Annotated in this window: 18 protein-coding genes; 12 read left to right on the forward strand and 6 right to left on the reverse strand. The window is 70.3% G+C overall.

Going from position 1 to position 20,719, the window contains the following annotated elements; all coding sequences use genetic code 11:
- Positions 1-23: 23 nt before the first annotated feature.
- Positions 24-401, reverse strand: coding sequence for a VOC family protein (locus BJ971_RS26775; protein ID WP_184995961.1), 378 nt, complete (start codon positions 399-401; stop codon positions 24-26).
- A 135-nt stretch (positions 402-536) separates the two neighbouring features.
- Here BJ971_RS26775 and BJ971_RS26780 point away from each other — a divergent pair, with 135 nt between their 5' ends.
- A complete protein-coding gene (locus BJ971_RS26780; protein WP_184995962.1) occupies positions 537-1,499 on the forward strand; it encodes a DUF808 domain-containing protein in 963 nt (320 codons plus the stop codon).
- On the opposite strand, the gene BJ971_RS26785 is transcribed toward BJ971_RS26780, so the two are convergent.
- Positions 1,474-3,606: a sensor histidine kinase gene (locus BJ971_RS26785; protein WP_184995963.1), complete on the reverse strand. Its 2,133-nt coding sequence runs from the start codon at positions 3,604-3,606 to the stop codon at positions 1,474-1,476. The genes BJ971_RS26780 and BJ971_RS26785 overlap by 26 nt on opposite strands.
- A gap of 192 nt (positions 3,607-3,798) precedes the next feature.
- Here BJ971_RS26785 and BJ971_RS26790 point away from each other — a divergent pair, with 192 nt between their 5' ends.
- The 7 genes from BJ971_RS26790 to BJ971_RS26820 all read left to right on the forward strand — a co-directional run bounded on the left by BJ971_RS26790 (position 3,799) and on the right by BJ971_RS26820 (position 11,026).
- The gene (locus BJ971_RS26790; protein ID WP_184995964.1) at positions 3,799-4,344 is read left to right on the forward strand and encodes a hypothetical protein; all 546 of its coding nucleotides are present in this window, start codon (positions 3,799-3,801) and stop codon (positions 4,342-4,344) included.
- A 380-nt stretch (positions 4,345-4,724) separates the two neighbouring features.
- Positions 4,725-5,603 (forward strand): arylamine N-acetyltransferase family protein, encoded by an 879-nt coding sequence (locus BJ971_RS26795; RefSeq protein WP_184995965.1) that lies wholly within the window; start codon positions 4,725-4,727, stop codon positions 5,601-5,603.
- 25 nt (positions 5,604-5,628) lie between these two features.
- Entirely contained in the window at positions 5,629-6,414 is a 786-nt protein-coding gene (locus BJ971_RS26800) for a 2,3-dihydro-2,3-dihydroxybenzoate dehydrogenase (RefSeq protein WP_184995966.1), read from the forward strand.
- A 68-nt stretch (positions 6,415-6,482) separates the two neighbouring features.
- On the forward strand, positions 6,483-7,127 hold the full coding sequence (locus BJ971_RS26805; RefSeq protein ID WP_184995967.1) for an isochorismatase family protein: 645 nt from the start codon (positions 6,483-6,485) through the stop codon (positions 7,125-7,127).
- The gene (locus tag BJ971_RS26810; protein ID WP_184995968.1) at positions 7,124-9,040 is read left to right on the forward strand and encodes an anthranilate synthase family protein; all 1,917 of its coding nucleotides are present in this window, start codon (positions 7,124-7,126) and stop codon (positions 9,038-9,040) included. The genes BJ971_RS26805 and BJ971_RS26810 overlap by 4 nt, the downstream gene beginning before the upstream one ends.
- Before the next feature lie 17 nt (positions 9,041-9,057).
- Positions 9,058-10,242: a 3-hydroxybenzoate 6-monooxygenase gene (locus BJ971_RS26815; protein WP_184995969.1), complete on the forward strand. Its 1,185-nt coding sequence runs from the start codon at positions 9,058-9,060 to the stop codon at positions 10,240-10,242.
- Between the two features lie 43 nt (positions 10,243-10,285).
- Complete coding sequence (locus BJ971_RS26820) at positions 10,286-11,026, forward strand: ZIP family metal transporter (protein ID WP_203709089.1); 741 nt, start codon at positions 10,286-10,288, stop codon at positions 11,024-11,026.
- A 342-nt stretch (positions 11,027-11,368) separates the two neighbouring features.
- Here BJ971_RS26820 and BJ971_RS26825 read toward each other — a convergent pair whose 3' ends face one another.
- Complete coding sequence (locus tag BJ971_RS26825) at positions 11,369-11,818, reverse strand: DoxX family protein (protein ID WP_184995970.1); 450 nt, start codon at positions 11,816-11,818, stop codon at positions 11,369-11,371.
- 359 nt (positions 11,819-12,177) lie between these two features.
- On the opposite strand from BJ971_RS26825, the gene BJ971_RS26830 reads away from it, so the two are divergent.
- Entirely contained in the window at positions 12,178-12,450 is a 273-nt protein-coding gene (locus BJ971_RS26830) for a hypothetical protein (protein ID WP_184995971.1), read from the forward strand.
- A 389-nt stretch (positions 12,451-12,839) separates the two neighbouring features.
- Here the strand turns inward: BJ971_RS26830 and BJ971_RS26835 are convergent, their stop codons facing one another.
- Both BJ971_RS26835 and BJ971_RS26840 read right to left on the reverse strand, forming a co-directional pair.
- The gene (locus BJ971_RS26835) at positions 12,840-14,879 is read right to left on the reverse strand and encodes an amidohydrolase family protein (protein ID WP_184995972.1); all 2,040 of its coding nucleotides are present in this window, start codon (positions 14,877-14,879) and stop codon (positions 12,840-12,842) included.
- A 97-nt stretch (positions 14,880-14,976) separates the two neighbouring features.
- Positions 14,977-15,360: a VOC family protein gene (locus BJ971_RS26840; RefSeq protein WP_184995973.1), complete on the reverse strand. Its 384-nt coding sequence runs from the start codon at positions 15,358-15,360 to the stop codon at positions 14,977-14,979.
- 170 nt (positions 15,361-15,530) lie between these two features.
- Here BJ971_RS26840 and BJ971_RS26845 point away from each other — a divergent pair, with 170 nt between their 5' ends.
- From BJ971_RS26845 to BJ971_RS26855, 3 genes are read left to right on the forward strand one after another with little or no spacing between them, the layout of a single operon-like run.
- Complete coding sequence (locus tag BJ971_RS26845; RefSeq protein WP_311772791.1) at positions 15,531-16,604, forward strand: cellulose binding domain-containing protein; 1,074 nt, start codon at positions 15,531-15,533, stop codon at positions 16,602-16,604.
- A gap of 26 nt (positions 16,605-16,630) precedes the next feature.
- On the forward strand, positions 16,631-19,111 hold the full coding sequence (locus BJ971_RS26850; RefSeq protein ID WP_184995974.1) for an NPCBM/NEW2 domain-containing protein: 2,481 nt from the start codon (positions 16,631-16,633) through the stop codon (positions 19,109-19,111).
- 9 nt (positions 19,112-19,120) lie between these two features.
- The gene (locus BJ971_RS26855; RefSeq protein WP_239087143.1) at positions 19,121-20,341 is read left to right on the forward strand and encodes an SGNH/GDSL hydrolase family protein; all 1,221 of its coding nucleotides are present in this window, start codon (positions 19,121-19,123) and stop codon (positions 20,339-20,341) included.
- A gap of 60 nt (positions 20,342-20,401) precedes the next feature.
- On the opposite strand, the gene BJ971_RS26860 is transcribed toward BJ971_RS26855, so the two are convergent.
- The gene (locus BJ971_RS26860) at positions 20,402-20,650 is read right to left on the reverse strand and encodes a hypothetical protein (protein WP_184995975.1); all 249 of its coding nucleotides are present in this window, start codon (positions 20,648-20,650) and stop codon (positions 20,402-20,404) included.
- Positions 20,651-20,719: the final 69 nt, after the last annotated feature.

The raw sequence follows: 20,719 nt of genomic DNA on the forward strand, positions 1-20,719 counted from the left end.
TCACATGTGCCCGCAGCATACGTTCAGGGCCTCATGTCGCTCCAGGTCGTGAGGCAGAACGGGTGGCCGGCCGGATCCGCGTACACGAAGCATTGCTCGCTGTTGGGCTGGAACTCGTATTTCGTCGCTCCTGCCCTCAGCACGCGTTCCTCCGCGGCGGCGCGGTCGTCGACGTAGAACTCGAGGTGCATCTGGATGGACGAGGCGGGGCCGGGCCAGATCGGTGGTGTGTAGCCGGCCGCCCGCTGGAAGTCCATGCGGCCGCTTCCGCTGATGACCGTGGCCCAGTGCTCGTCCGAATTCGTTACCGTGCCACCGGTGATCTCGGCATAGAAAACGGCCAGAAGCTTCGGATCGGGGCAGTCCAGCGTGACCGAGGCGAGCCGGATGGGATCGGACATGCTCGTCTCCCTGTAGGGAAAAGACCGGATCGCGGACGATACCAGCCTCCGGCGCCGACCGGGCCCCGGCCGTGAAGCCTGTCTAGGCGACAATGAGCTGGTACGAACGTTGCTCATGCCTGGAAGGACCATCCCTTGGCCGGTGGACTCGTAGCCCTGCTGGATGACGTCGCGGTGCTGGTTCGCGCCGCCGCGGCGTCCATCGATGATGTCGGGGCGGCCGCCGCGAAGGCCGGCACCAAGGCCGCGGGCGTCGTCATCGACGACACCGCCGTCACGCCGCAATATGTGCGGGGCCTGGCCGCCGAGCGCGAGATCCCGATCGTCAAGCGCATCGCCCTCGGCTCGCTGCGCAACAAGTTCCTGGTCATCCTGCCGGCCATCCTGCTGCTCAGCCAGTTCGCGCCCTGGCTGCTCACCCCGATCCTCATGCTCGGCGGCGCCTACCTGTGCTACGAGGGCGCCGAGAAGGTGTGGGCCCGGATCGCACACCAGGACGCACACGGTGCGGACGACGAGACCGCCAAGGACGAGAAGGTCCTGATCGCCGGTGCGGTGCGCACGGACCTGATCCTCTCGGCCGAGATCATGGTCATCACGCTGAACGAGGTGATCGACGAGCCGTTCTGGTCGCGCCTGGCGATCCTGGCGCTCGTCGCCGTCGCCATGACCGTCCTGGTCTACGGCGTGGTGGGCCTCATCGTGAAGATGGACGACGCCGGGCTGCGCCTGGCACAGCGCTCCGGCGCCACCGCCGCCCTCGGCCGCGGCCTGGTGAAGGCGATGCCGCGGGTGCTCACCGTGCTCACGGTGGTCGGCACCGCCGCGATGCTGTGGGTGGGCGGTCACATCCTGCTGGCCGGCACCGACGAACTCGGCCTGCACTTCATGTACGAGACCGTGCACCACCTGGAGGAGGCCGTCCACGACGCGACGGGCGCCCTCGGCGGCGTCGCCGGCTGGCTCGTCAACACGGTGGCCAGCGCGCTGCTCGGCCTGCTCGTCGGCGCGCTGATCGTGCTGGTCATGACGTTCACGCTGCACCGCAGGTCCAGGACCGAAACCGAGGCTGTCACCCCCGACGCACCCCGCGACTGACCGGGCGATCGGCGACGACGCCGTTCGGCAGGGTGAAGGTGACGCGGGTGCCGCCGCCGGGGTCGTCGGTGGCCGTGATGGTGCCGCCGTGCCGTTCCACGATGCGCCGGCAGATCGCCAGCCCGAGCCCGGTGCCCAGATAGCCGCTGTCGACATGCGCCCGGTAGAAGTTGCCGAAGATCGCTTCATGCTGGCCTTCGGGAATGCCGATGCCGTTGTCCACGATGTTCACGGTGACCGTCGCCTCGTCCTGCGTGGCGCTGATGCGCAGGGTCGGTACCACCCCCGGTGCGGTGTATTTGACGGCGTTACCGACCAGGTTGTCGATCAGTTGCCGGACCAGCACCGGGTCCGCCTGTACCGAGGGCAGCTCGCCGATGACGAAGCGCGGCACCGGCGTACCGGATGCCACCGCCGCGTCCGTGCGGGCGAGGGCGATGTCGGCGATCGTCTCGGCCAGGCTCACCCGGGCCGGCGCGACCGTCGCCTCCCGCACCGTCGCGTAGGACAGCAGGCCGTCGATCAGGCCGCGCATCCGCGCGGAGGCGCGGGCCAGGCGGGCCAGGTCGTCGCGGGCCTGGTCCAGGTCGGGATGATCCGGTACGTCCCCCAGTGAGTCCCGCGCCGCCATCGTCCACCCGTCCACGCTGGCGAGCGGGTTGAGCAGGTCGTGGGCCACCACGCCGGCGAAGTTGGTCAGCTCGTCGCGGTGCCGGCGTTCCGCGGTCACGTCGTGGAAGAGCACCACCGTGCTGAACGTGCCGTCGGGGTGCGGCAGCGCGGTGGCGGTCACCCGAACCACCCGGCCGTCCGACGCTCCCTGGTGGTGGACCAGCACGTCGACTCCGGGGGCGTCCTCGCCGGCGAGCGCCTGTAGGTACGCCAGCTCGCCCTCGGCGTACCTGGTGCCGTCGACGTGGCAGAGGCCGGACCAGTCCGTGCCGGCCCGCCCGCCGAAGAGCTCGGTGATGGCCGGGTTGGTCAGCGTCACGCGACGGTCCGGGCCGATCACCGCGAGGCCGTCGCCCATCGAGTCGATGATCGCGGCGAGCAGGTCGGCGTGGTGCGTGATCTCCGCCTTCTGCGTGGCCAGTTCGATCTTCTGGGCGGCCAGTTCGGCCTTCTCCTGGGCCAGGGCGCCCAGCAGCGCACGCCGTTCGTCGCGGCCCAGCGCCAGAGCCAGCCCGACCAGGGCGACCATGACGGCGAAGAGCTGCACGACGGCCGCGCGCAGGACCACGTCATCGATCAGGGCGAACGGGCCGAAACCGGCCACGGTGTACCACAACGCGACGACCCAGACCAGCGCGTTGTACGCCAGCACCCACGGGGTGCTCAGGCGGGTGCCCACCAGGACGGTGACGCCGATGAGGGCGAACGCCAGCGGGAAGTGGTTCTCGGACGCGAACACGGCCACATACCCGGCGATGCCGAGTGCGTAGATCCCGGCGATCTCGGCGACCCGCCAGGGCGAGGCGGGGCCGCGATCACGCCACCGATCGGCGATCGAACGGCCCTCGGCCCGGAGCCGGGTGAGCGCGGCGCCCGCGCAGATCCCGGCGGAACCGATGATCAGGATGCTGGCCATGTGCCGGGCCACCGACATGGCCGAGACGAGGATCGGGAACCCGTCGGTCACCGACCCCTGGCCCAGCACGTTGAGGGATTTGGCCGCGACGGTCGCCGCGAGGGCGGCCCCGAGCAGGATCCACAGGTCCCGCGGCGAGCGCAGCGGCGCGTTGCCGCCCGCGCCCCAGAGGTGCGGGCCCCAACGGTGAAACAGCCAGAGGAAGATCGTGACCTGGATCAGTCCGACGAACCCGGCGACGACGGCGCCCGCCGGGGCGTATCCGGTCAGCCAGTCCATTCCGCCCAGGATCACGGTGAGCAGCAGCATGTCGAGGCGGCGGGTCGGCGCCCGGCGGTGTGCGCAGAACCAGACAACGGCGACGCCCGCGGCGGGCCAGACCAGGTTGACCTCGTAGCCCAGCCAGAACCGTCGGCCTACGTAGCACGCGCCGGCGTAGGCGAGGGCGAACAACGTGGTACGGACCAGCGAACGCCCGTAACCAGGTGCCACCGCTATCCCCCGCTCGACAGTCTTCATATCCCTATCGGCCGGTTTCCACCGGCGCTGAGACGGAACCCGAGCGATGGGCGTGATCGCCCGGCATGCGTCCGATCACTCGTTCGAACGACGACCGGCGTCACCCGGCGTTCGGGTCTCCTCAGGTACGCCAAGGTCAACAACGAGAGCACCGACTACTGAAGGGAGAACGACGTCATGCGAACCTCCACCATGACCTTTCGGTTTGCCTGCGCCGCGTCGGCAGCGGCGTGCGCCGTGGCCTTCTCCGTGCCGGCTCAGGCCGCATCGGGGTACCGGTCGCTGACCGCCGCGAAGCTGAAGAAGGTCGTCGCCGCGGTCGCGTTCCCGGACAGCAGCAAGACCGAGGTGCTGGCAACCGCGCGCGCCGGCGACCTGGGCGTGGGTGCGATCTGCGGCGCCGCGTTCCCCGCCGGGCAGGCCGCGTACCACCTCGTCGAGAACGCCGACGGCGCGGACCGGGCGGTAGTCATCGTCAACCAGACCCCGGGGGTGAGCCCGGTGGCGTACGCGGACGGGGTCAGAACCGGTACCTGCGACAGCGGAGTCAACCGGATCCGCGTGAAGGGCCTGCCGGCCGGAGCCGTCGCCGTCAAGGACGGCGCCGGGAACATCCCCTTCGTCGCCGTGGTTCCGCGCGGCAGGGTCGTCTTCCTCGTCCGGGAGCGCGCCATCTCCGCAATGGTGCGGCACGCCGCTTCGGCAACGGCCGCCTACGACAGCATCGCCCGTTCCTGACGCATCGAATACCCCATTAACGCCAGACAGGTCTTTTTTTGAGCATTTCGGGCATGTCGATCAACTGCAGATCGAGGCTGCCCCGCTATCGTCGGCGGGGCAGCGTTGTCTACCTGGTGGCGGATCGCCTGCGGCCGACTTGGGCGGGTCGGCGGCGCGATTCAGCCGCGGTAGAACCGCGACGCTGATGGTGGCTTGGAGCGCGGTTCCTGCGTTGCAGTTCGTCAATTCCACAGACCCGACATCCCCGATTCTCGAAACGACGACTTCGCGGCAAGGCTCGATTTCGCACTGGCCGGCGTATGCCCTGACCTGTGGTGCGACACGTCAAGGGCCTGGGGTGTCGGTCGGCCTGTGGCCGGATCCTACGAGGGGGCGGCATGACCGAAAAGAACCATGACTTTGATCTCGACGGCTATCTCCGGCGCATCGGTTGGCGCGGGGCATATGCCGCCGACAGTGCCACGTTGCGGGCGGTGCATCGCGCACACGCCCTGAGCATTCCCTTTGAGAACATGGACGTCTTTCTCTTTCACAGTGTCCCGCCCCTGGCGCTGTCCGCCTTGGAGGAGAAGGTTCTGCGCGGTCGCCGCGGCGGCTCCTGCTACGAGCACAACACCCTGCTCGCCGCGGCGTTGCGGAGCATCGGCTTTCGGGTCACCTACCTGACCGGCCGGGTACTGGCCCTCGCGCTCGGCCAGAGCAGGCTGCCCCGTACCCACATGCTGTTGCTGGTGCACGTGCCCGGTGAGCAGGTTCCGTACCTCGCCGACGTCGGCTTCGGACTGCCGACCGCGCTGCTGCAAGCGGTTCCGCTGCTGGACGGTGTCGAGTCGGTGCAGGACGGCCGGCGTTTCCGTCTGTACCGCACGCCGCGCACCGGGCTCGCCGACGCGTGGGTGTTGCAGACCCTGAGGCCCAGCGCCTGGGTCGAACAGTACGAGTTCACCCTGGAACCGTTCGAGGAGATCGACATCTCCGTCATCAACTGGCACGTCGCGACCAATCCCGTCTCGCCGGCGCGGCAGGACCTGTATGTAGGCATCGCCCGGCCCGACGGACATCTCGGCCTCGCCGGCCGGAAGCTGTTCAAGTTCAACGCGGACGGAACGCGCGAGCAGCGCGTACTCGGCAGCCAGGAGGAGCTCGCCCGGGTTCTGGCGGATGAATTCGCCATCGATGTCCCGGACGGCGCACGGTGGCCGGCCTGGCCGGCGGAACCGGTGCCCGCGGGTGCCGGCCGAGGTTGCACGCCATAACACCACATACGACGGGGGACCACATATGACCATATTGGAATTCGCGGGGAAGGCCGCCCTGGTGACCGGCGCCGCGGGTGGTATCGGCGCTTCGGTGACCCGGACCCTCGCCACTCGGGGCGCTTCGGTCGCGGCGATGGACAAGGACGAGGAAGCGCTCCGGCTGACCGTCAAACGCCAGGCGGAGGACGGGCTTCCCGTCTACGCCTTCGCGGCGGACGTCTCATCGGGCGCCGAGGTCGATGCGGCGGTCGCCGCGGCCGAACGGACCGTCGGCCCCATCGAGCTGCTGGTGAACGCGGCGGGCATTCTGCGTACCGGTGAGGGGATCTCGCTGTCGGACGGCGACTGGACCGACACCTTCGCCACCAACGTCAACGGCGTCTTCTTCGTATCCCGTGCCGTGGTGGCCAAGATGGTGCGACGCCGTTCGGGAACGGTGGTGACCATCATCTCCAACGCCGCCGGAACACCACGTACCGGCATGTCCGCCTACGCCGCGTCCAAGGCCGCGGCCGCGATGTTCACCAAGTCACTCGGGCTGGAGGTCTCCGGTCACGGCATCCGGTGCAATGTGATCGCTCCGGGCTCGACCGACACGCCGATGCTCAGCCAGTTGTGGAGCGCGGACCAGGGTCCGGAGACTTCCATCGAGGGGACGCCCTCGGAGTACCGCGTCGGCATCCCGCTGCGGAAGATAGCGACCCCCGAGGACATCGCCGAGGCGACGGCCTTCCTGCTGTCGGACCGGGCCGGGCACATCACGCTACAGACCCTCACGGTGGACGGCGGCGCGTCGCTCGGCGTCTGAGCCCGGATCAGGTGAGAGGAAGTAAGGAAGAGGCAGTGGCAGGCCTACCCATTATCGAGTCGTATCCCATGCCGGGCGCCGATGAGCTCCCCGAGCAGATCGCGACGTGGCAACCCGACCCCGCACGGGCGGTCTTGTTGATCCACGACATGCAGAAGTACTTCCTCCGGCCCTTTCCACAGGGCGGCTCGCCGCTCACCGAAATGACCAGCAACATCATCCGGCTGCGGCGGGCGTGCACGCGCACGGGTACGCCCGTGGCGTACACGATGCAGCCCGGCGGCATGACTCCGCGACAACGCGGACTGCTCGTGGACTTCTGGGGGCCGGGGATGACCATCGACGCGGCGCACCGCGAGGTCACCGACGGCCTCACCCCGGAGCCGGACGATTGGATCTTCACCAAGTGGCGCTACAGCGCCTTCCACAAGACCGACCTGCTGGAGCGGATGCGGCGGGCCGGGCGCGATCAACTTCTCGTCTGCGGCGTGTACGCACACGTGGGAGTCCTCATGACGGCCTGCGAGGCCTTCACCAACGACATCCAGGCCTTCCTGGCGGCCGACGCGGTCGCCGACTTCAGGCCGGAGCACCACCGGATGGCGCTGGAGTACGCCGCCGGACGGTGCGCCGTGGTAGCCACCACCGACCGGCTGCTCACCGGCCTGGAAGCGGACAGCGCGGTCGCGGCCGGCATCGGGAGGCACACATGACCGGGCACGAGCTTCTGCGCCGGGTCCTGGCGGGAGAGCACCCGGCGTACGCGCTGCTTCATCGGCCGGAGTCGGAGGCGGCCGGCCGCCTGGAGATGCTGGTGGGCGATCTGGCTCAGGTGAACACCCTCGACGACCTGCCGATACCGGAATCGCCGGAGGCGGGCGGCACGCCCGGCCGCGGGCACGAGGTGCTGGCGCTCATTCCCTACCGGCAGATCCGGGAACGCGGCTACCGCGCCCCCGACGACGGCACCCCGCTGCTCGCGATGACGGTACGCGCGCAGGCCTCACTCCCGCTGGCGGAGGCGCTGTGCCGGATCGAGGACGTACCCGTCACCCTGCACGGCGCACGATTCGAGCCCGATGACGCCGGCTACGCCGAGATCGTGCGGAAGGTCATCGGCGACGAGATCGGCCGGGGAGAGGGGTCGAACTTCGTCATCAAGCGCTCGTTCCTCGCCGACATCGGCCACTGCACTCCCGGCGCGGTCCTGGCCTTCTTCCGCCGGCTGGTGGAGCAGGAACAGGGCTCGTACTGGACGTTCCTCGTCCACACGCCGGATCGGACATTCGTCGGCGCGACCCCCGAGCGCCACATCAGCCTCGCCGACGGGGTCGCGGTGATGAACCCCATCAGCGGCACCTACCGGTACCCGGCGTCGGGCGCGAGCCTGGTGTCGCTGCTGGACTTCCTCGCCGACCGCAAGGAGACCGACGAGCTGTACATGGTGCTGGACGAGGAGCTGAAGATGATGGCCCGGATCTGCGACGGGGTGCGGGCGGTCGGGCCCGGCCTGAAGGAGATGGCGCGGCTCGCGCACACCGAATATCACATCGAGGGCCGCACCAGGCGCGACGTACGGGAGATCCTGCGCGAGACCCTGTTCGCCCCGACGGTGACCGGCAGTCCCCTGGAGAGCGCCTGCCGGGTCATCGACCGCTACGAGCCGCAGGGCCGGGGATATTACGGCGGAGTGGCCGCCCTCATCGGCCGGGACTCGACGGGTGGCCGGCGGCTGGACTCCTCGATCCTGATCCGCACCGCCGACATCAGCTCCGCCGGCCACCTGCGGATCGGGGTCGGCGCGACCCTGGTCCGTCACTCCGATCCGCAGGCGGAAGTCGCCGAGACCCGCGCGAAGGCCGAGGGACTGCTGGCCGCGCTCGGATCGGGGCGCCGGTTCGCCGAGAACCCCGAGGTGCGCCGCGCGCTGGCGCGGCGCAACGAGAACCTCGCCGCGCACTGGCTGCACCCGACGTCGGCGGGCCCGGCCGTACGCCCGCTCGCACCGGAACTGGCCGGCCGCAGCGTCCTCGTCGTGGACGCCGAGGACACCTTCACGGCGATGCTCGACCAGTTGCTGCGCTCGCTGGGCCTGACCGTGCAGGTACGCCGCTTCGACCAGATCTACACGTTCGCGGAGCACGATCTGGTCATCATGGGGCCGGGGCCGGGCGACCCGCAGCACATCGGCCATCCCAAGATCGCCCGGCTGCGCGACGACGTACGGGAACTGCTCAGCACGAGCAAGCCCTTCCTCGCGGTCTGCCTGAGCCATCAGGTCCTCGGTTCGCTGCTGGGGCTCGAGCTCGTCCGGTGCCAGGTCCCCAACCAGGGCACCCAACGGGAGATCGACCTCTTCGGCCGGCGCATCCGGGCCGGCTTCTACAACACCTTCGCCCTGCGCTGCCCGCCGGTGACCACGGAGCTGTACACCGCGTTCGGCGAAGTCGAGGTCAGCCGGGACGCGGCGACCGGCGAGGTCCACGCGCTGCGCGGGCCGCTCTTCGGCTCCATGCAGTTCCACGCCGAGTCCGTGCTGACCGAGGACGGCCTGTGCGTCATCCGCGACGCGCTGGTCCGGCTGACCGCCGGTGTGCGCCCGGTTCCGTCCCTGCTCGGCACATGAGCGCTGGAGGGTCCTCGATGTCGACAGTACTGATCGCCGGCGGCGGCATAGGTGGGCTCGCCGCCGCGCTGAGCCTGACCCGCCACGGTCACCGCGCGGTCGTCCTGGAGCGCCGCGACGCCTTCGGCGAGCTCGGCGCGGGCATCCAGATCGGACCCAACGGATTCGACGCCCTCGACCGGCTCGGCGTCGGCGGCGCCGTACGGGCCAGGGCGGTCTACATCGACGAGCTGCGGTTCATGGACGGCGCCACCGGCGAACGCGTGCAGAGCCTGCGCCTGACGGGGAGCTACCGTGAGCGCTTCGGCAACCCGTACGCCGTCGTACGCCGGGCGGACCTGTACGCGCCGCTGCTGGCGGCGTGCCGGGCATCGCACTCCATCGAGCTGCGCGCCGGCAGCGGCGTCATCTCCTTCGAGCAGGATCCGGCCTCCGTCACCGCCGTTCTGCATTCCGGGCAGCGCCTGCGGGGCGCGGCGCTGATCGGCGCGGACGGGATCCGTTCGGCGGTTCGCCGGCAACTCGTCGGCGACGGTGATCCGCGGGTGTCGGGGCACACCATCTACCGGTCGGTGATCGGGATGGACCGGGTACCCGAACATCTGCGGTGGAACCACGTGACCCTGTGGGCCGGGCCCATGTGGCACTTCGTGCACTACCCGATCGACGAGGGCGCCAGCCTCAACCTCGCCGCCACCCGCGACGACGCGGCAGGCGAGGCCGTCGCCGATCGCCCCGCCGGCCGCGACGAGGTCCTCGGCGCGTTCGACGGGCTGGCACCCATCGCGCGGGAACTGCTCGAGCTGGGTGCGAACTGGAGGCGGTGGGTGCTGTGCGACCGGGACCCGGTGGACACATGGACAGACCGGCGGGTGGTCCTGCTGGGGGACGCCGCCCACGCCATGCTCCAGTACGCGGCACAGGGCGCCTGCATGGCGCTCGAGGACGCCGTGGTCCTCGGCGACCTCCTCGACTGCTCCGGCGACGAGTTCCCGCAGATGTTCGCGAAGTACGGCGCGCTGCGCCGGGCGCGCACCGCCCGGGTCCAGCGGTTGTCCCGCGAGATCGGCAGCGGCCTCTACCATCCGGCCGGTGCCGAGGCCCGGGCGAGGAACGCGATGCTCTCCGCCTTCACCGAGGAGGGTCTTCTCGATGCGCTCGGCTGGCTGCACGGCGACCGGACCTTCAGCCGGGACCGGTAGGCTCGGTCCGCACCTGGTGGCCGTGGCGAAGGGTGCGTGAGGTTTGAGTCCGGGCGAAGTGTTTGCCGCGCTGGGTTGGGGCGCGCTGGCGTCGTCGTCCCTGATCATCGGTGCGCTGCTGGCGTTCGTGCACCGGTGGCCGCGTCGCCTGGTCGGTGCCGTGCTCGCCTTCGGCTCCGGCGCGTTGATCAGCGCAGTCAGTTTCGATCTCGCCGCCGAGGGCGTCGAGGCCGGTGGCGAGGCGGCCGTCGCCGTCGGGCTGGCCGTTGGTGCGCTCACCTACTTCGGTGCCGACTCCCGGCTCGAGCGCAAGGGCCGGCCGGCGGGTGCGGGTCCGTCGTCGGCCGAGTCGGGTTCGGGAACCGCGCTGGCGCTGGGCGCCTGCCTCGACGGCATCCCGGAGCAGGCGGTACTGGGCATCGGGCTCGCCATGGGCGGCGGTGTCAGCGTGGGGCTGCTGACGGCCGTGTTCGTCTCGAACCTGCCCGAGGCGGTGGGGTCGGCGACCGAGATGCGCGCCGCCGGACGGTCGCGGCGCGACATCTTGGTGTTGTGGGTGGCGATCGCGGGAATCTGCGCGCTGTCGACGGTGGGCGGCTACGCGATCGCCGACGTCACGTCCGGGTGGTGGCGAGGGGTGATCAACGGGTTCGCCGCCGGCGCGCTGCTGGTCATGCTGATCGACTCGATGATTCCCGAGGCGGCCCGCAAGAGCGGCAAGGCGGCCGGCCTCCTCGCCGTTCTCGGGTTCTCCGTCGCCGCGTGGCTGACCACGGTCGGCTAGGTAGCCACTCGGAAGTTCCGGCACTTCTCGGCAAATTCCCGCTGCCCGGAACCGCAATGTCGGTCACTCAACCGTCGAAATCGGAGCGCCCCGCGGAAATGAGAAGGGGTTGACATGCATCAATGTTCCGAGCCTTCAACTCGGCGGCAGCATCGGCGACCCTTCCCCTCCGACATCGCAACCCCCACGACCCCGCCGGCCGGCACCCGCACGGCGTCGATCACACCCGGCACCGTCTGGGGCGATCGCTACAACACCTCGGTCACCGTCACCGGATCCGGCACCTGGACCGCGGCGTAAGCCGGGGGTCCGGGCGGCGTCCACCGCCCGGACCCGCCATCCTCAGGCGTTTGCCGGGGCCGCGGTGGCGGCCGGGGTCGACGAGGCGCGGTTTCCGCGCCTGGCGAGCAGGGTGTCCATCGACCAGGGCCCCGCGCCGAGGACCGCGATGAGCAGGAATGACCACGCGTAAAGTGCCGCCGTCACGCCGCCGTTCTCGATCGGCATGAGGCCGGACTTCTGGTGCACGACGAAGTAGGCGTACGCCATCGAGCCCGACGCGAGCGCGGCCGCGGGACGGGTGAACAGGCCGGCGAGCACCAGGATCCCGCAGACGAGCTGGATGACGGCGGCGTACCAGTAGGGCCAGGTGCCGACCGGGATGGGCTCGCCGCTGCCGCGGCTGCCGCCGAGGACGCCGAAGACGCCGGCCAGACCGTGGCAGGCGAAGAGCAGGCCGATGACGAAGCGGAAGGCGGACCACACCGGGGCGGCGAAGCGGCTGGACGACATGGAAGCTCCTCTACTCATGTTCCGGAAGGAACCCGAAATTACCGGGCTCGATTTTCGCGCATAGTCGCCCTCAGCAGGCCACCCGCAGTCGATTTTCGCCTCCGTGCAGATCTTCTACCAGGCGAGAATAAGACATGGATGGACTTGAATATGCCGGAACGCAGCCGTAACATCCGGGCATCCATTCTTTACGCGCCAGCCCAGATCCGGTTCACGTCCCCTGGGGGGGCCAGCCTCGCAGTGCCTTCAGCACCGGCCCCTCCTCCCCCGTCGATCCCTCGGAGGGCAGCCCATGCCTACACGTCACCGCCTGCAACGGCGATGGCTGGGCACCCTTCGGATACACCAGCCAGGTGTTGATGGACAGCCAGCCGATTGCCAGCCACCGCCACGAGGACCACGTCGGGCACAAGGTTCTCGCCGTGAACAACTCGAACGTGATCCAGGGTGACAACGGCACCAGCTTCTTCCCGCCGTCCGGCCCCACCCTCGCGACCTGCGACATCCTGCTCAAGTTCCACCAGGGCACCCACTCGCCGGACGCGTTCAGCAACAACCACGAGTTGCTCCTCAACCAGCGCTGTGCACCACGCCCAGCGGCCATGTCACCGAGGCCCGGTACCACGCGTTGATCGCACTCGGCCGAGCAGGCGGATTCAGTCCGAGCGAATGCCCCGGTTTCGGCGGCCAGTTCATCAACGTCCAGCCCCCGGTGCCCGCGGACTCGCCGTCGGACACCAGATCGCTGGGCCGGCTGATCACCGAGCCGGGTTGCATCCAGGCGATCCGCGAAGGCCGCACACAGAACGACCCGCTGTATCCCAACCCGGTGCCGTCCAGGTGGCCGGTTCCGGCCTGAACTTCCGCCTCGCGCCGCTGTTCTACGTGGTCAACGTCCAGGGCGCCACAAAGGACTACGCGGCGAACTTCGCCGATCAGATCCACGCCCCGAATTGACCCGACGACAACGGCGGGTCCGCACGGGCACCACCCGTGCGGACCCGCCGACAGGCGGTGCTGCCTAGCCGCGCGCCCTCTCCCACATCACGGTGTATGCCTCCGCTCCGTTGAGCAGATCCCGGCGCAGCGGCGCCGCGTCAGGCCCGGCCTGGTTGATCAGGTCGACGATCCAGTCCGCGTAGAGCCCGTACTGGGCGACGCCGTCGGTGTTCAGGTCGAACGTGCGTGACCCGTAGACCTGCTTGGCGACCCGGGTGCCGTTGGTCGCGGTGAACGGGTACGTGAGCGGGCTGGAGCCGGCGTCCAGACGCGGCGCGGGCTGCGAGCCCAGGCCGTTCACGTCGGTGCCCACGCCGTACCCGGTGATCTTCGAGCCGTTGGCCAGGCCCTTGTTGGCCCGCCACTGGTCGAGGAAGGTGGGCGTGCCCTGGCCGTCGTCGTGTGCCGAGAACGCGTAGCCGGCGACGAAGCCGCCGACCCCGAGCGTCCGGTTGACCAGGGACGGATCGGACCAGCTGTGCACCGAGGCGACGCCGGGGTATCCGGCCGACTCGGCCATGTCGAGCACGGCGGACGCGGTCCGCACGCTCATGTGGTCGATGTGAATGATCATGCCGCGGTCCATCATCCGCTCGATCAGGTACCGGCCGAGATCGGTGAGGCCGCGCACGTTGCAGATCTTGCCGCTCGGGTAGACCGGCAGGATCGCGCCGGCCGGCAGGCCGACCCCGAGTTGCAGCAGCCGGGCGAGGTCGTCGCTGACCAGGGGCTGCTCGTTGTCGGACGGGCCGGTGCAGGAGGTCGCCTGCCACCAGTGGCCGGTGGAGATCAGGTTGCCGACGTTGACCGCGGCGCCGGTGACGCCGCTGTCGAAGCGGGTGCCGCCGAACGCGTTGTCGAACTTGTGCACCGGGTAGAAGCCGCTGACGCCCATGCCCGCCAGTTCGTCGAGGCCGGCGTCGACCTGTGCCCGGGTGCACTGCGGCACGTCGCCGACCTCCCGGCACCCGAAGATCTCGGAGTTCTCCACCCCGATGGTGACCGCGAGCTTGCCCTCTGCGGCGATCCGGCGCACGTCTGCCGGGGTGGTCGCCAGCCGGAACCAGCCCTTGCCGGCACCGCCGCTGCGGGCGTCCACGTAGTCCTGCATCCGGCGCAGATACGTGGCCTGCGCCCGGATCTGGTCCATCTCGTCGCAGGAGGTGTGCTCCAGCGTGAGCCCGCAGATCACCCGGTTCGCGACCAGGAGCACGTTGAGCACCCGCTGCCCGGACTGCCATGCCCGTTCCAGGCTGCGGAAGTACGAGGCCTCGTGCAGCATCGTGTCGTGTTGCGGCCAGTCGCCGAAGGTGGGCCAGCCGTCCTCCGCCGAGTCGATCGGGTCGGTGCCGGCGATGATCGCCTCGAGCAGGGCGCCCCAGCCGAGGGTCGCGTGCGACTGGCAGCCCGCGAGCGCGACCGGCGCGCCGCCGGACGCGTACGCGTCACCGCAGTGCAGTGATCCGCCGAACGCCTCGGCCGCGGTGATGTGCGCGTGCGCGTCGATCCAGCCGACGAGCCTGCCGTTGGCGTCCACGCCGGGAGCCGGGGTTCCGCTGACGCCGGTGGCGATGTCCGGGATCGTCGCGCACCCGCTCGCCGGTGCGAGCGCGACGGTCGATCCGGCGTTGCCGGCGCCGAGCCCGCCGAGGTAGGCGCCCAGCTGCTGGCCTGTGGCGGTGGACACGAAGCGGTAGCGGCCGTCCGCGACGCTGACCGTCCAGTCGGCACGGTCGCCGTACGAATCACCGGCCCACACCCAGCCGAGCACGCTCTGGTACGGCGGCTTGCCGGTGGTGTCCCGGAGCAGGTAGCGGCCGAGCTGGGTGGCCTCGAACCGGAACGGCTCGGCACCCGACGCGCTGCCGGCGAAGCCGTAGCCGACCGAGGCACGCCGGACGTATCCACGGCTCGTCGATCCGTCGAACACCTGGAGCGTCGCACACACGCCCTCCAGGTCGTTTGCGGGTGTCCAGGCTGGAGCCGCGGCGGCGGGCGCGGGCAGCACACCGACGATCCCCAACACCAGTAGGCCCGCGGCCAGTCTGCGCAGTCGTGTCACGGAAACTCCCTTGCTCGATCATCGCCGGGCAACGCGAGTGTAAGAAGCGTCACACCGTAGACATAGAGCAAAGATGAATTTTTCTCTGAGAACGCCGTTACTGCTCCGGCGACAGGAACTCCAGGCGGTTGCCGACGTTGTCGTCGGCGTAGAAGCGGCGGTGGCCCGGGAACGCGTCGTCCCAGGTGATCGGCACGCCGTTGGCGGTTAGCCGGTCGGCGAGCCTGTCGATATCGGCGACCAGGATGCCGGGATGCGCCTTCCTCGCCGGCCGGAAGTCCTTCTCCACCCCGAGATGGATCTCCAGGTTGTCGGCCCGGACCCACAGGCCGCCGCGCGCGGCCAGGATCGGCGGCTTGCGCACCTCGGTCATGCCGAGCTTGCCGATGAAGAAATCGCGGCAGGCGTCCTCGGAACCCGCGGGGATCGACAGCTGCACGTGGTGCAGTCCGTAACCCAACTCGCTCGTGGTCTCGATCATCTCTTCATCCCTCGTTCTCCGGTTCCCGCGTCGTCTCGCCCGCACAGGGTTCCAGATCCAGATCGATCGCCGCGCACCGAGCGCGTACCCCCGGGCAGGGTTGATTTCTCCAGATAGGAGCGCCAAGCTATGGGAGCGCTCCCATCGAAGCGCTTCAATGACGGAGGTTCGTGGTGAAGCGAAGAGGCCTGTTCGCCGCCCTGCTCGCGGCCGCTCTCGTCGTGACCGTGGCGCCGGTCGCGCACGCCGCCGCCACCGTCCGGATCATGGCGCTCGGCGACTCGATCACCGCCGGGCCGGGTTGCTGGCGCGCCAAGCTCTGGAACAGCCTCCAGACCGGCGGCTACACCGGCGTCGACTTCGTCGGCACCCAGTCCGACGGCGGCGGCTGCAACCCCGGCTACTCGTACGACTTCGACCACGAGGGACACGGCGGGTTCTCGGCCACCGGGATCGCCGCCAACGACCAGCTACCGCCGTGGCTGGCCGCCGCCCGGCCGGACGTCGTCCTGATGCACCTGGGCACCAACGACATGTGGGGCGGGTACATCCCGCTCCAGGACAAGCTGAGCGCGTTCACCAAGCTGATCGGCCAGATGCGCGCACAGAACTCCGCCATGAAGATCATCGTCGCGCAGATCATCCCGATGAGCGCCTCCGCCTGCGCCACCTGCCCGGCCGACGTGATGGCGCTCAACAACGCGCTGCCGTCCTGGGCGGCCGGCCTGACCACGGCCCAGTCGCCGATCGTCCTCGCCGACCTGTGGACCGGATACGACGCGGTCGCCGACAACGCCGACGGCGTCCACCCGAACGACACCGGCTTCCGGAAGATGGCCGCGGCCTGGTATCCCGTGCTGGCGAGGGTGCTCGGCGGCACCACGACTCCCCCGACGACGACCCCGCCGACAACGCCGCCCACGACAACGCCCCCTCCCACCGGCGCCTGCACGGCGACCTACCGGGTGGCCTCGCAATGGACGGGCGGCTTCCAGGGTGAGGTCATCGTCAGGAACGGCTCCTCGTCGGCCTCCACCGGCTGGACCGCGACCTTCACGTTCGCCAACGGCCAGGCCGTCAGCCAGGCGTGGAATGCCACGGTCACCCAGTCCGGCGCGACGGTCACCGCCCGCAATGTCGACTGGAACGGCCGGCTCGCCGCCGGCGGCACCGCGACCTTCGGCTTCCTCGCCTCGTCGACCGGCACCAACACACCCCCGGCCGCGACCTGCGCCCTGTCGTGACCGCATTCCCCTCGAAGGAGCATGCGATGCGACTCGGCTTCGCCGTGGCAGTCACCACCGTGGCGTTCCTGATCCTCGGGCCGACGGCGGCTCCGGCCGCCGCGGAGCCACCCGCACCGCCCGGCGCCACGCTCGCCGACGTACCGCCGATGGGGTTCAACAACTGGAACGCGTTCGGGTGCGAGGTCAACGAGGCGCTCATCGAACAGACCGCCGACATCTTCGTCTCGTCCGGGCTCAAGGACGCCGGATACGTCTATGTCAACATCGACGACTGCTGGTCGCAGCGCGAGCGCGGCGCGGACGGCAGGCTCGTCGCCGATCCGGTCAAGTTCCCGAACGGCATCCAGGGCGTCGCCGATTACGTGCACGGCAAGGGCCTGAAGCTCGGCATCTACGGCGACGCCGGCACCAAGACCTGTGCCGGGTACCCGGGCAGCCTCGGCCACGAGGAGCTGGACGCCCGGACCTGGGCCGGGTGGGGCGTCGACTACCTCAAGTACGACAACTGCAACAACCAGTCCGACGGGTCGCAGGCCGACTACGTCCGCCGGTACACCGCCATGCGGGACGCGATCGCCGCGGCCGGCCGCCCGATGGTCTATTCGATCTGCGAGTGGGGCACGTCCAAGCCGTGGACCTGGGCGCCCGGCGTCGGGCAGCTGTGGCGCACCACCGGCGACATCAGCGACAACTGGCCGAGCCTGCGCTCGATCATCGCGCAGAACGCGCCGCTGTACCCGTACGCCGGCCCGGGTCACTGGAACGACCCGGACATGCTGGAGATCGGCAACGGCGAGATGACCGGCACCGAGTACCGCACGCACATGAGCATGTGGGCGATGATGGCGGCGCCCCTGATCATCGGCACCGACCTGCGCACGGCCTCCGCCGAGACGCTCGCGATCCTCGGCAACCGGGAGATCATCGCGGTCGACCAGGACCGGCTGGGCGTGCAGGGCCGGGTGGTCTCCGACGACGCCGGCCTGATGGTGCTGGACAAGCCGCTGGCCAACGGCGATCACGCGATCGCGTTGTACAACTCTACGGACACGCTCGCCACGGTCGGCGTCGCGGCGTCGGCGACCGGGCTGCGCCGCGCACCGGCGTACCAGATGCGGGATCTTTGGACCGGCGGCGTGGTGCAGGCGAAGACGACGATCTCGGCGGCGGTCCCGGCGCACGGCACGGTGGTCTACCGCGTGCGGCCGCTGACCGGCCCGCACGCGGTGGCACCGTCGGTCACGGTGGGCGCATCCCTGCCGACCCTCATTTCGGGTACGGGCGGAGCGACGCTCTCGGCGACCGTGACCAACCGGGGCACCGGCGAGCTGCGCGATGTGGCCGTCACCGCGCAGGGACCGGCCGGCTGGACGCTGACCGCGACCACACCCACCACCGGGCGGCGCCTGCGCACCGACAAATCGCTGGCCGTGACCTGGACGGTCGGGGTGCCCGAGGGTACGCCCGCCGGCCGCTACCCGATCGCGCTGACCGCCACATACGGGTGGGGGCCACCGGGCCGAACCGCGCACAGCGACAGCGAGCTGGTCAGCACCGTCGTCACGGCGCCGGCCGACGGCAACCGCCACCTGGGCACCATCGCGCCGGTCGACTCCCACAACGCCCGCGGCCCGGTCGAGGTCGACCAGAGCAACGGCGGCGAGGCGGGCGGCGACGGCTCGCTCATCACGCTCGCCGGCCGGGTGTACACCCGGGGCCTCGGCACCACGACGGCCAGCGAGATCCGCTACTACCTCGGCGGCCGCTGCTCCCGGCTGAGCACCGACGTCGGAATCGACGACGCGGCGCCGAGCACCGTCCCGGCCACGTTCACCGTGTACGCCGACGCAACGGCGGCGGCGACCAGCGGCCCGGTCAACTCCGGTGACACACCGAGGAGCCTGGTCGCCGACCTCACCGGCGCCACCTGGCTGCGGCTGGTCACGGCCTCCGGCGACGGCGGCACCGGCGCACCCACCGCCGTGGCGACCGACTGGGCCGCGCCCGTGCTCACCTGCGGCGGCGCCGCGCCGGACGATCCGGTGCTGCCCGAGTCGCGCACGCTGTACTCGTTCGAGTCCGGCACCGACGGCTGGACGACGGCCAACCCGCCGGACGGCGAGGGCGTGGCCCGGTCCGCCGACTTCCACACCGACGGCGCATACGGGCTGGCGGTCACCACGTCCGCCGGCGGCAACTGGTTCGGCAGCAGGCCGGACACGCCGCTGGACCTGTCCGGGCGTACCACGTTCAAGTTCGACCTGCGGGCCGGCGGCACCGGGACCGTCGGTGAGATCGCCGTCCAGGTCGGCAGCGCCGGATCGTGGTGCCAGGGCGGGTTCTGGACCTGGACCAACCCCGGCGCCAGCCGGACGATCACCCGCCACCTCACCGACATCGACTGCCCGCTCGGGGTGACGCTGGACCTGAGCCAGGTCACCGGCATCTGGATATTCCTGAACACCGGCGGTGTGCACCACGTCGACAACCTGCGCGTCGAATAGAGGCCAGTCATGAGAATGCTCCGGCAGGCGCTGTGCCTGCTCGCCGCCACCGTCACCCTCACGACCACCACCGGGTACACCGCGGCGGCGGCACCGCCGACAGGCCCGTGGACCGGCGGCTGGTCGACCAGCCCGCAGCGCGAGGCCGGCCCGGTCTTCACCGATCAGACGCTGCGGATGTTCGTCCACCCGACGCTGGGCGGCTCCCCGATCCGGGTCCGCCTGGCCAACACGTTCGGCACGAAGGACGTCACCTTCAAGGCGATCAACGTGGCCCGCGCGGTCACGGCCGGCTCCGCCGACCTCGTCGCCGGCACCGCACGGCGGGTGACTTTCGGCGGCCGGACCTCCGTGACGGTGCCGGTGGGCACCTCACGCCTCAGCGACCCGGTGAACCTGAGCGTCGGCGTCGGCCAGGACCTCGCCGTCGACCTCTACGTCACCGCGGGCGGTGACGCCACCGCGATCACCGGACACGACGCCGCACAGGGCACCCAGTTCGTCGCGGCCGGCAACCAGGCCGGCGCCGCGGGCGGCGCGTTCACCGGCACCGTGAACTCCACGTTCTGGCTGGCCGGCGTCGACGTCCGGCCCGCCCGGCCGGTACGGGGCAGCATCGTGGCGCTCGGCGACTCGATCACCGACGGGGCGTACACCACCTGGAACGGCAACGACCGCTGGACCGACGTCCTGGCCGCGCGGCTGCGGGCGCTGCCGCCGGACCGCCACCTCGGCGTGCTCAACCAGGGGATCGGCGGCAACCAGGTACTCACCGACCGCACCGACTGCTGCGGCGCCGGCACCAGCGTCTCCGCGCTGAAGCGCCTCGACGACGACGTGCTGCGCCAGACCCGGGCGAGGTACCTGATCCTGGCCGACGGCATCAACGACATCGGATACCACGCCGACGCCGACGCCCTCATCGCCGCGATGACGACGATCGCCCGTCGGTCACACGCCGCCGGCATCAGGGTGATCGGCGCGACCATCACCCCGTACGGCTGCGACGGCGGCTGCTTCGACACCGAGCAGGAGGCGACCCGGCAGAAGGTCAACGCCTTCGTCCGGACCAGCCGCCTCTTCGACGGGATGGCCGACTTCGACGCGGCAATCCGCGATCCGCAGAACCCCAGCCGGGTGCTCCCCGCCTACCAGGCGGACCCGCTGCACCCGAACATCGCCGGCCAGAAGGCGATGGCCGACTCCGTCGACCTCAACCTCTTCCGCTGACAAACCACGTCCGGTAACCCGCGGGGATGACCGTCGGCGCCATCCCCGCGGGAGCTCCGGTTACAGGTTGCAGGTCTCGGTGCCGTCCGGGTTCGAGGACATGCCTCCACCCTGTTCGGTGCACCACTGGTCCAGCCATCCACCGGGGCCGGTCCGGCCCGCCTCGATCGTCGTGCCGGCACCGGCGTCGGCGGAGGCGTGCACCACCGCGATGCCGCTCAGGCCGGCGGCCGCCGCCGCGATGAGGCTGAACGTGCGCACCAGGTCGCGCCAGCTACGGCCGCGGTGATCAGGATTGGCGATGGTCATACCGATGTCCTCCCGGATGCTTCGTCGCCGGCGTCGATGCCGGACGTCCGCCGAAGACGATCCGGCCCC

Source organism: Amorphoplanes digitatis, from assembly GCF_014205335.1.
Lineage (GTDB): Bacteria > Actinomycetota > Actinomycetes > Mycobacteriales > Micromonosporaceae > Actinoplanes > Actinoplanes digitatus.

Excerpts from the sequence above, each read along its gene's own strand:
- BJ971_RS26815 (WP_184995969.1), top strand. The coding sequence starts at position 9,058 with ATGTCGACAGTACTGATCGCCGGCGGCGGCATAGGTGGGCTCGCCGCC.
- BJ971_RS26825 (WP_184995970.1), bottom strand. The coding sequence starts at position 11,818 with ATGTCGTCCAGCCGCTTCGCCGCCCCGGTGTGGTCCGCCTTCCGCTTC.
- BJ971_RS26805 (WP_184995967.1), top strand. The coding sequence starts at position 6,483 with ATGCCGGGCGCCGATGAGCTCCCCGAGCAGATCGCGACGTGGCAACCC.
- BJ971_RS26775 (WP_184995961.1), bottom strand. The coding sequence starts at position 401 with ATGTCCGATCCCATCCGGCTCGCCTCGGTCACGCTGGACTGCCCCGAT.
- BJ971_RS26855 (WP_239087143.1), top strand. The coding sequence starts at position 19,121 with ATGAGAATGCTCCGGCAGGCGCTGTGCCTGCTCGCCGCCACCGTCACC.
- BJ971_RS26840 (WP_184995973.1), bottom strand. The coding sequence starts at position 15,360 with ATGATCGAGACCACGAGCGAGTTGGGTTACGGACTGCACCACGTGCAG.
- BJ971_RS26795 (WP_184995965.1), top strand. The coding sequence starts at position 4,725 with ATGACCGAAAAGAACCATGACTTTGATCTCGACGGCTATCTCCGGCGC.
- BJ971_RS26785 (WP_184995963.1), bottom strand. The coding sequence starts at position 3,606 with ATGAAGACTGTCGAGCGGGGGATAGCGGTGGCACCTGGTTACGGGCGT.
- BJ971_RS26850 (WP_184995974.1), top strand. The coding sequence starts at position 16,631 with ATGCGACTCGGCTTCGCCGTGGCAGTCACCACCGTGGCGTTCCTGATC.
- BJ971_RS26790 (WP_184995964.1), top strand. The coding sequence starts at position 3,799 with ATGACCTTTCGGTTTGCCTGCGCCGCGTCGGCAGCGGCGTGCGCCGTG.
- BJ971_RS26860 (WP_184995975.1), bottom strand. The coding sequence starts at position 20,650 with ATGACCATCGCCAATCCTGATCACCGCGGCCGTAGCTGGCGCGACCTG.
- BJ971_RS26830 (WP_184995971.1), top strand. The coding sequence starts at position 12,178 with ATGGACAGCCAGCCGATTGCCAGCCACCGCCACGAGGACCACGTCGGG.
- BJ971_RS26810 (WP_184995968.1), top strand. The coding sequence starts at position 7,124 with ATGACCGGGCACGAGCTTCTGCGCCGGGTCCTGGCGGGAGAGCACCCG.
- BJ971_RS26800 (WP_184995966.1), top strand. The coding sequence starts at position 5,629 with ATGACCATATTGGAATTCGCGGGGAAGGCCGCCCTGGTGACCGGCGCC.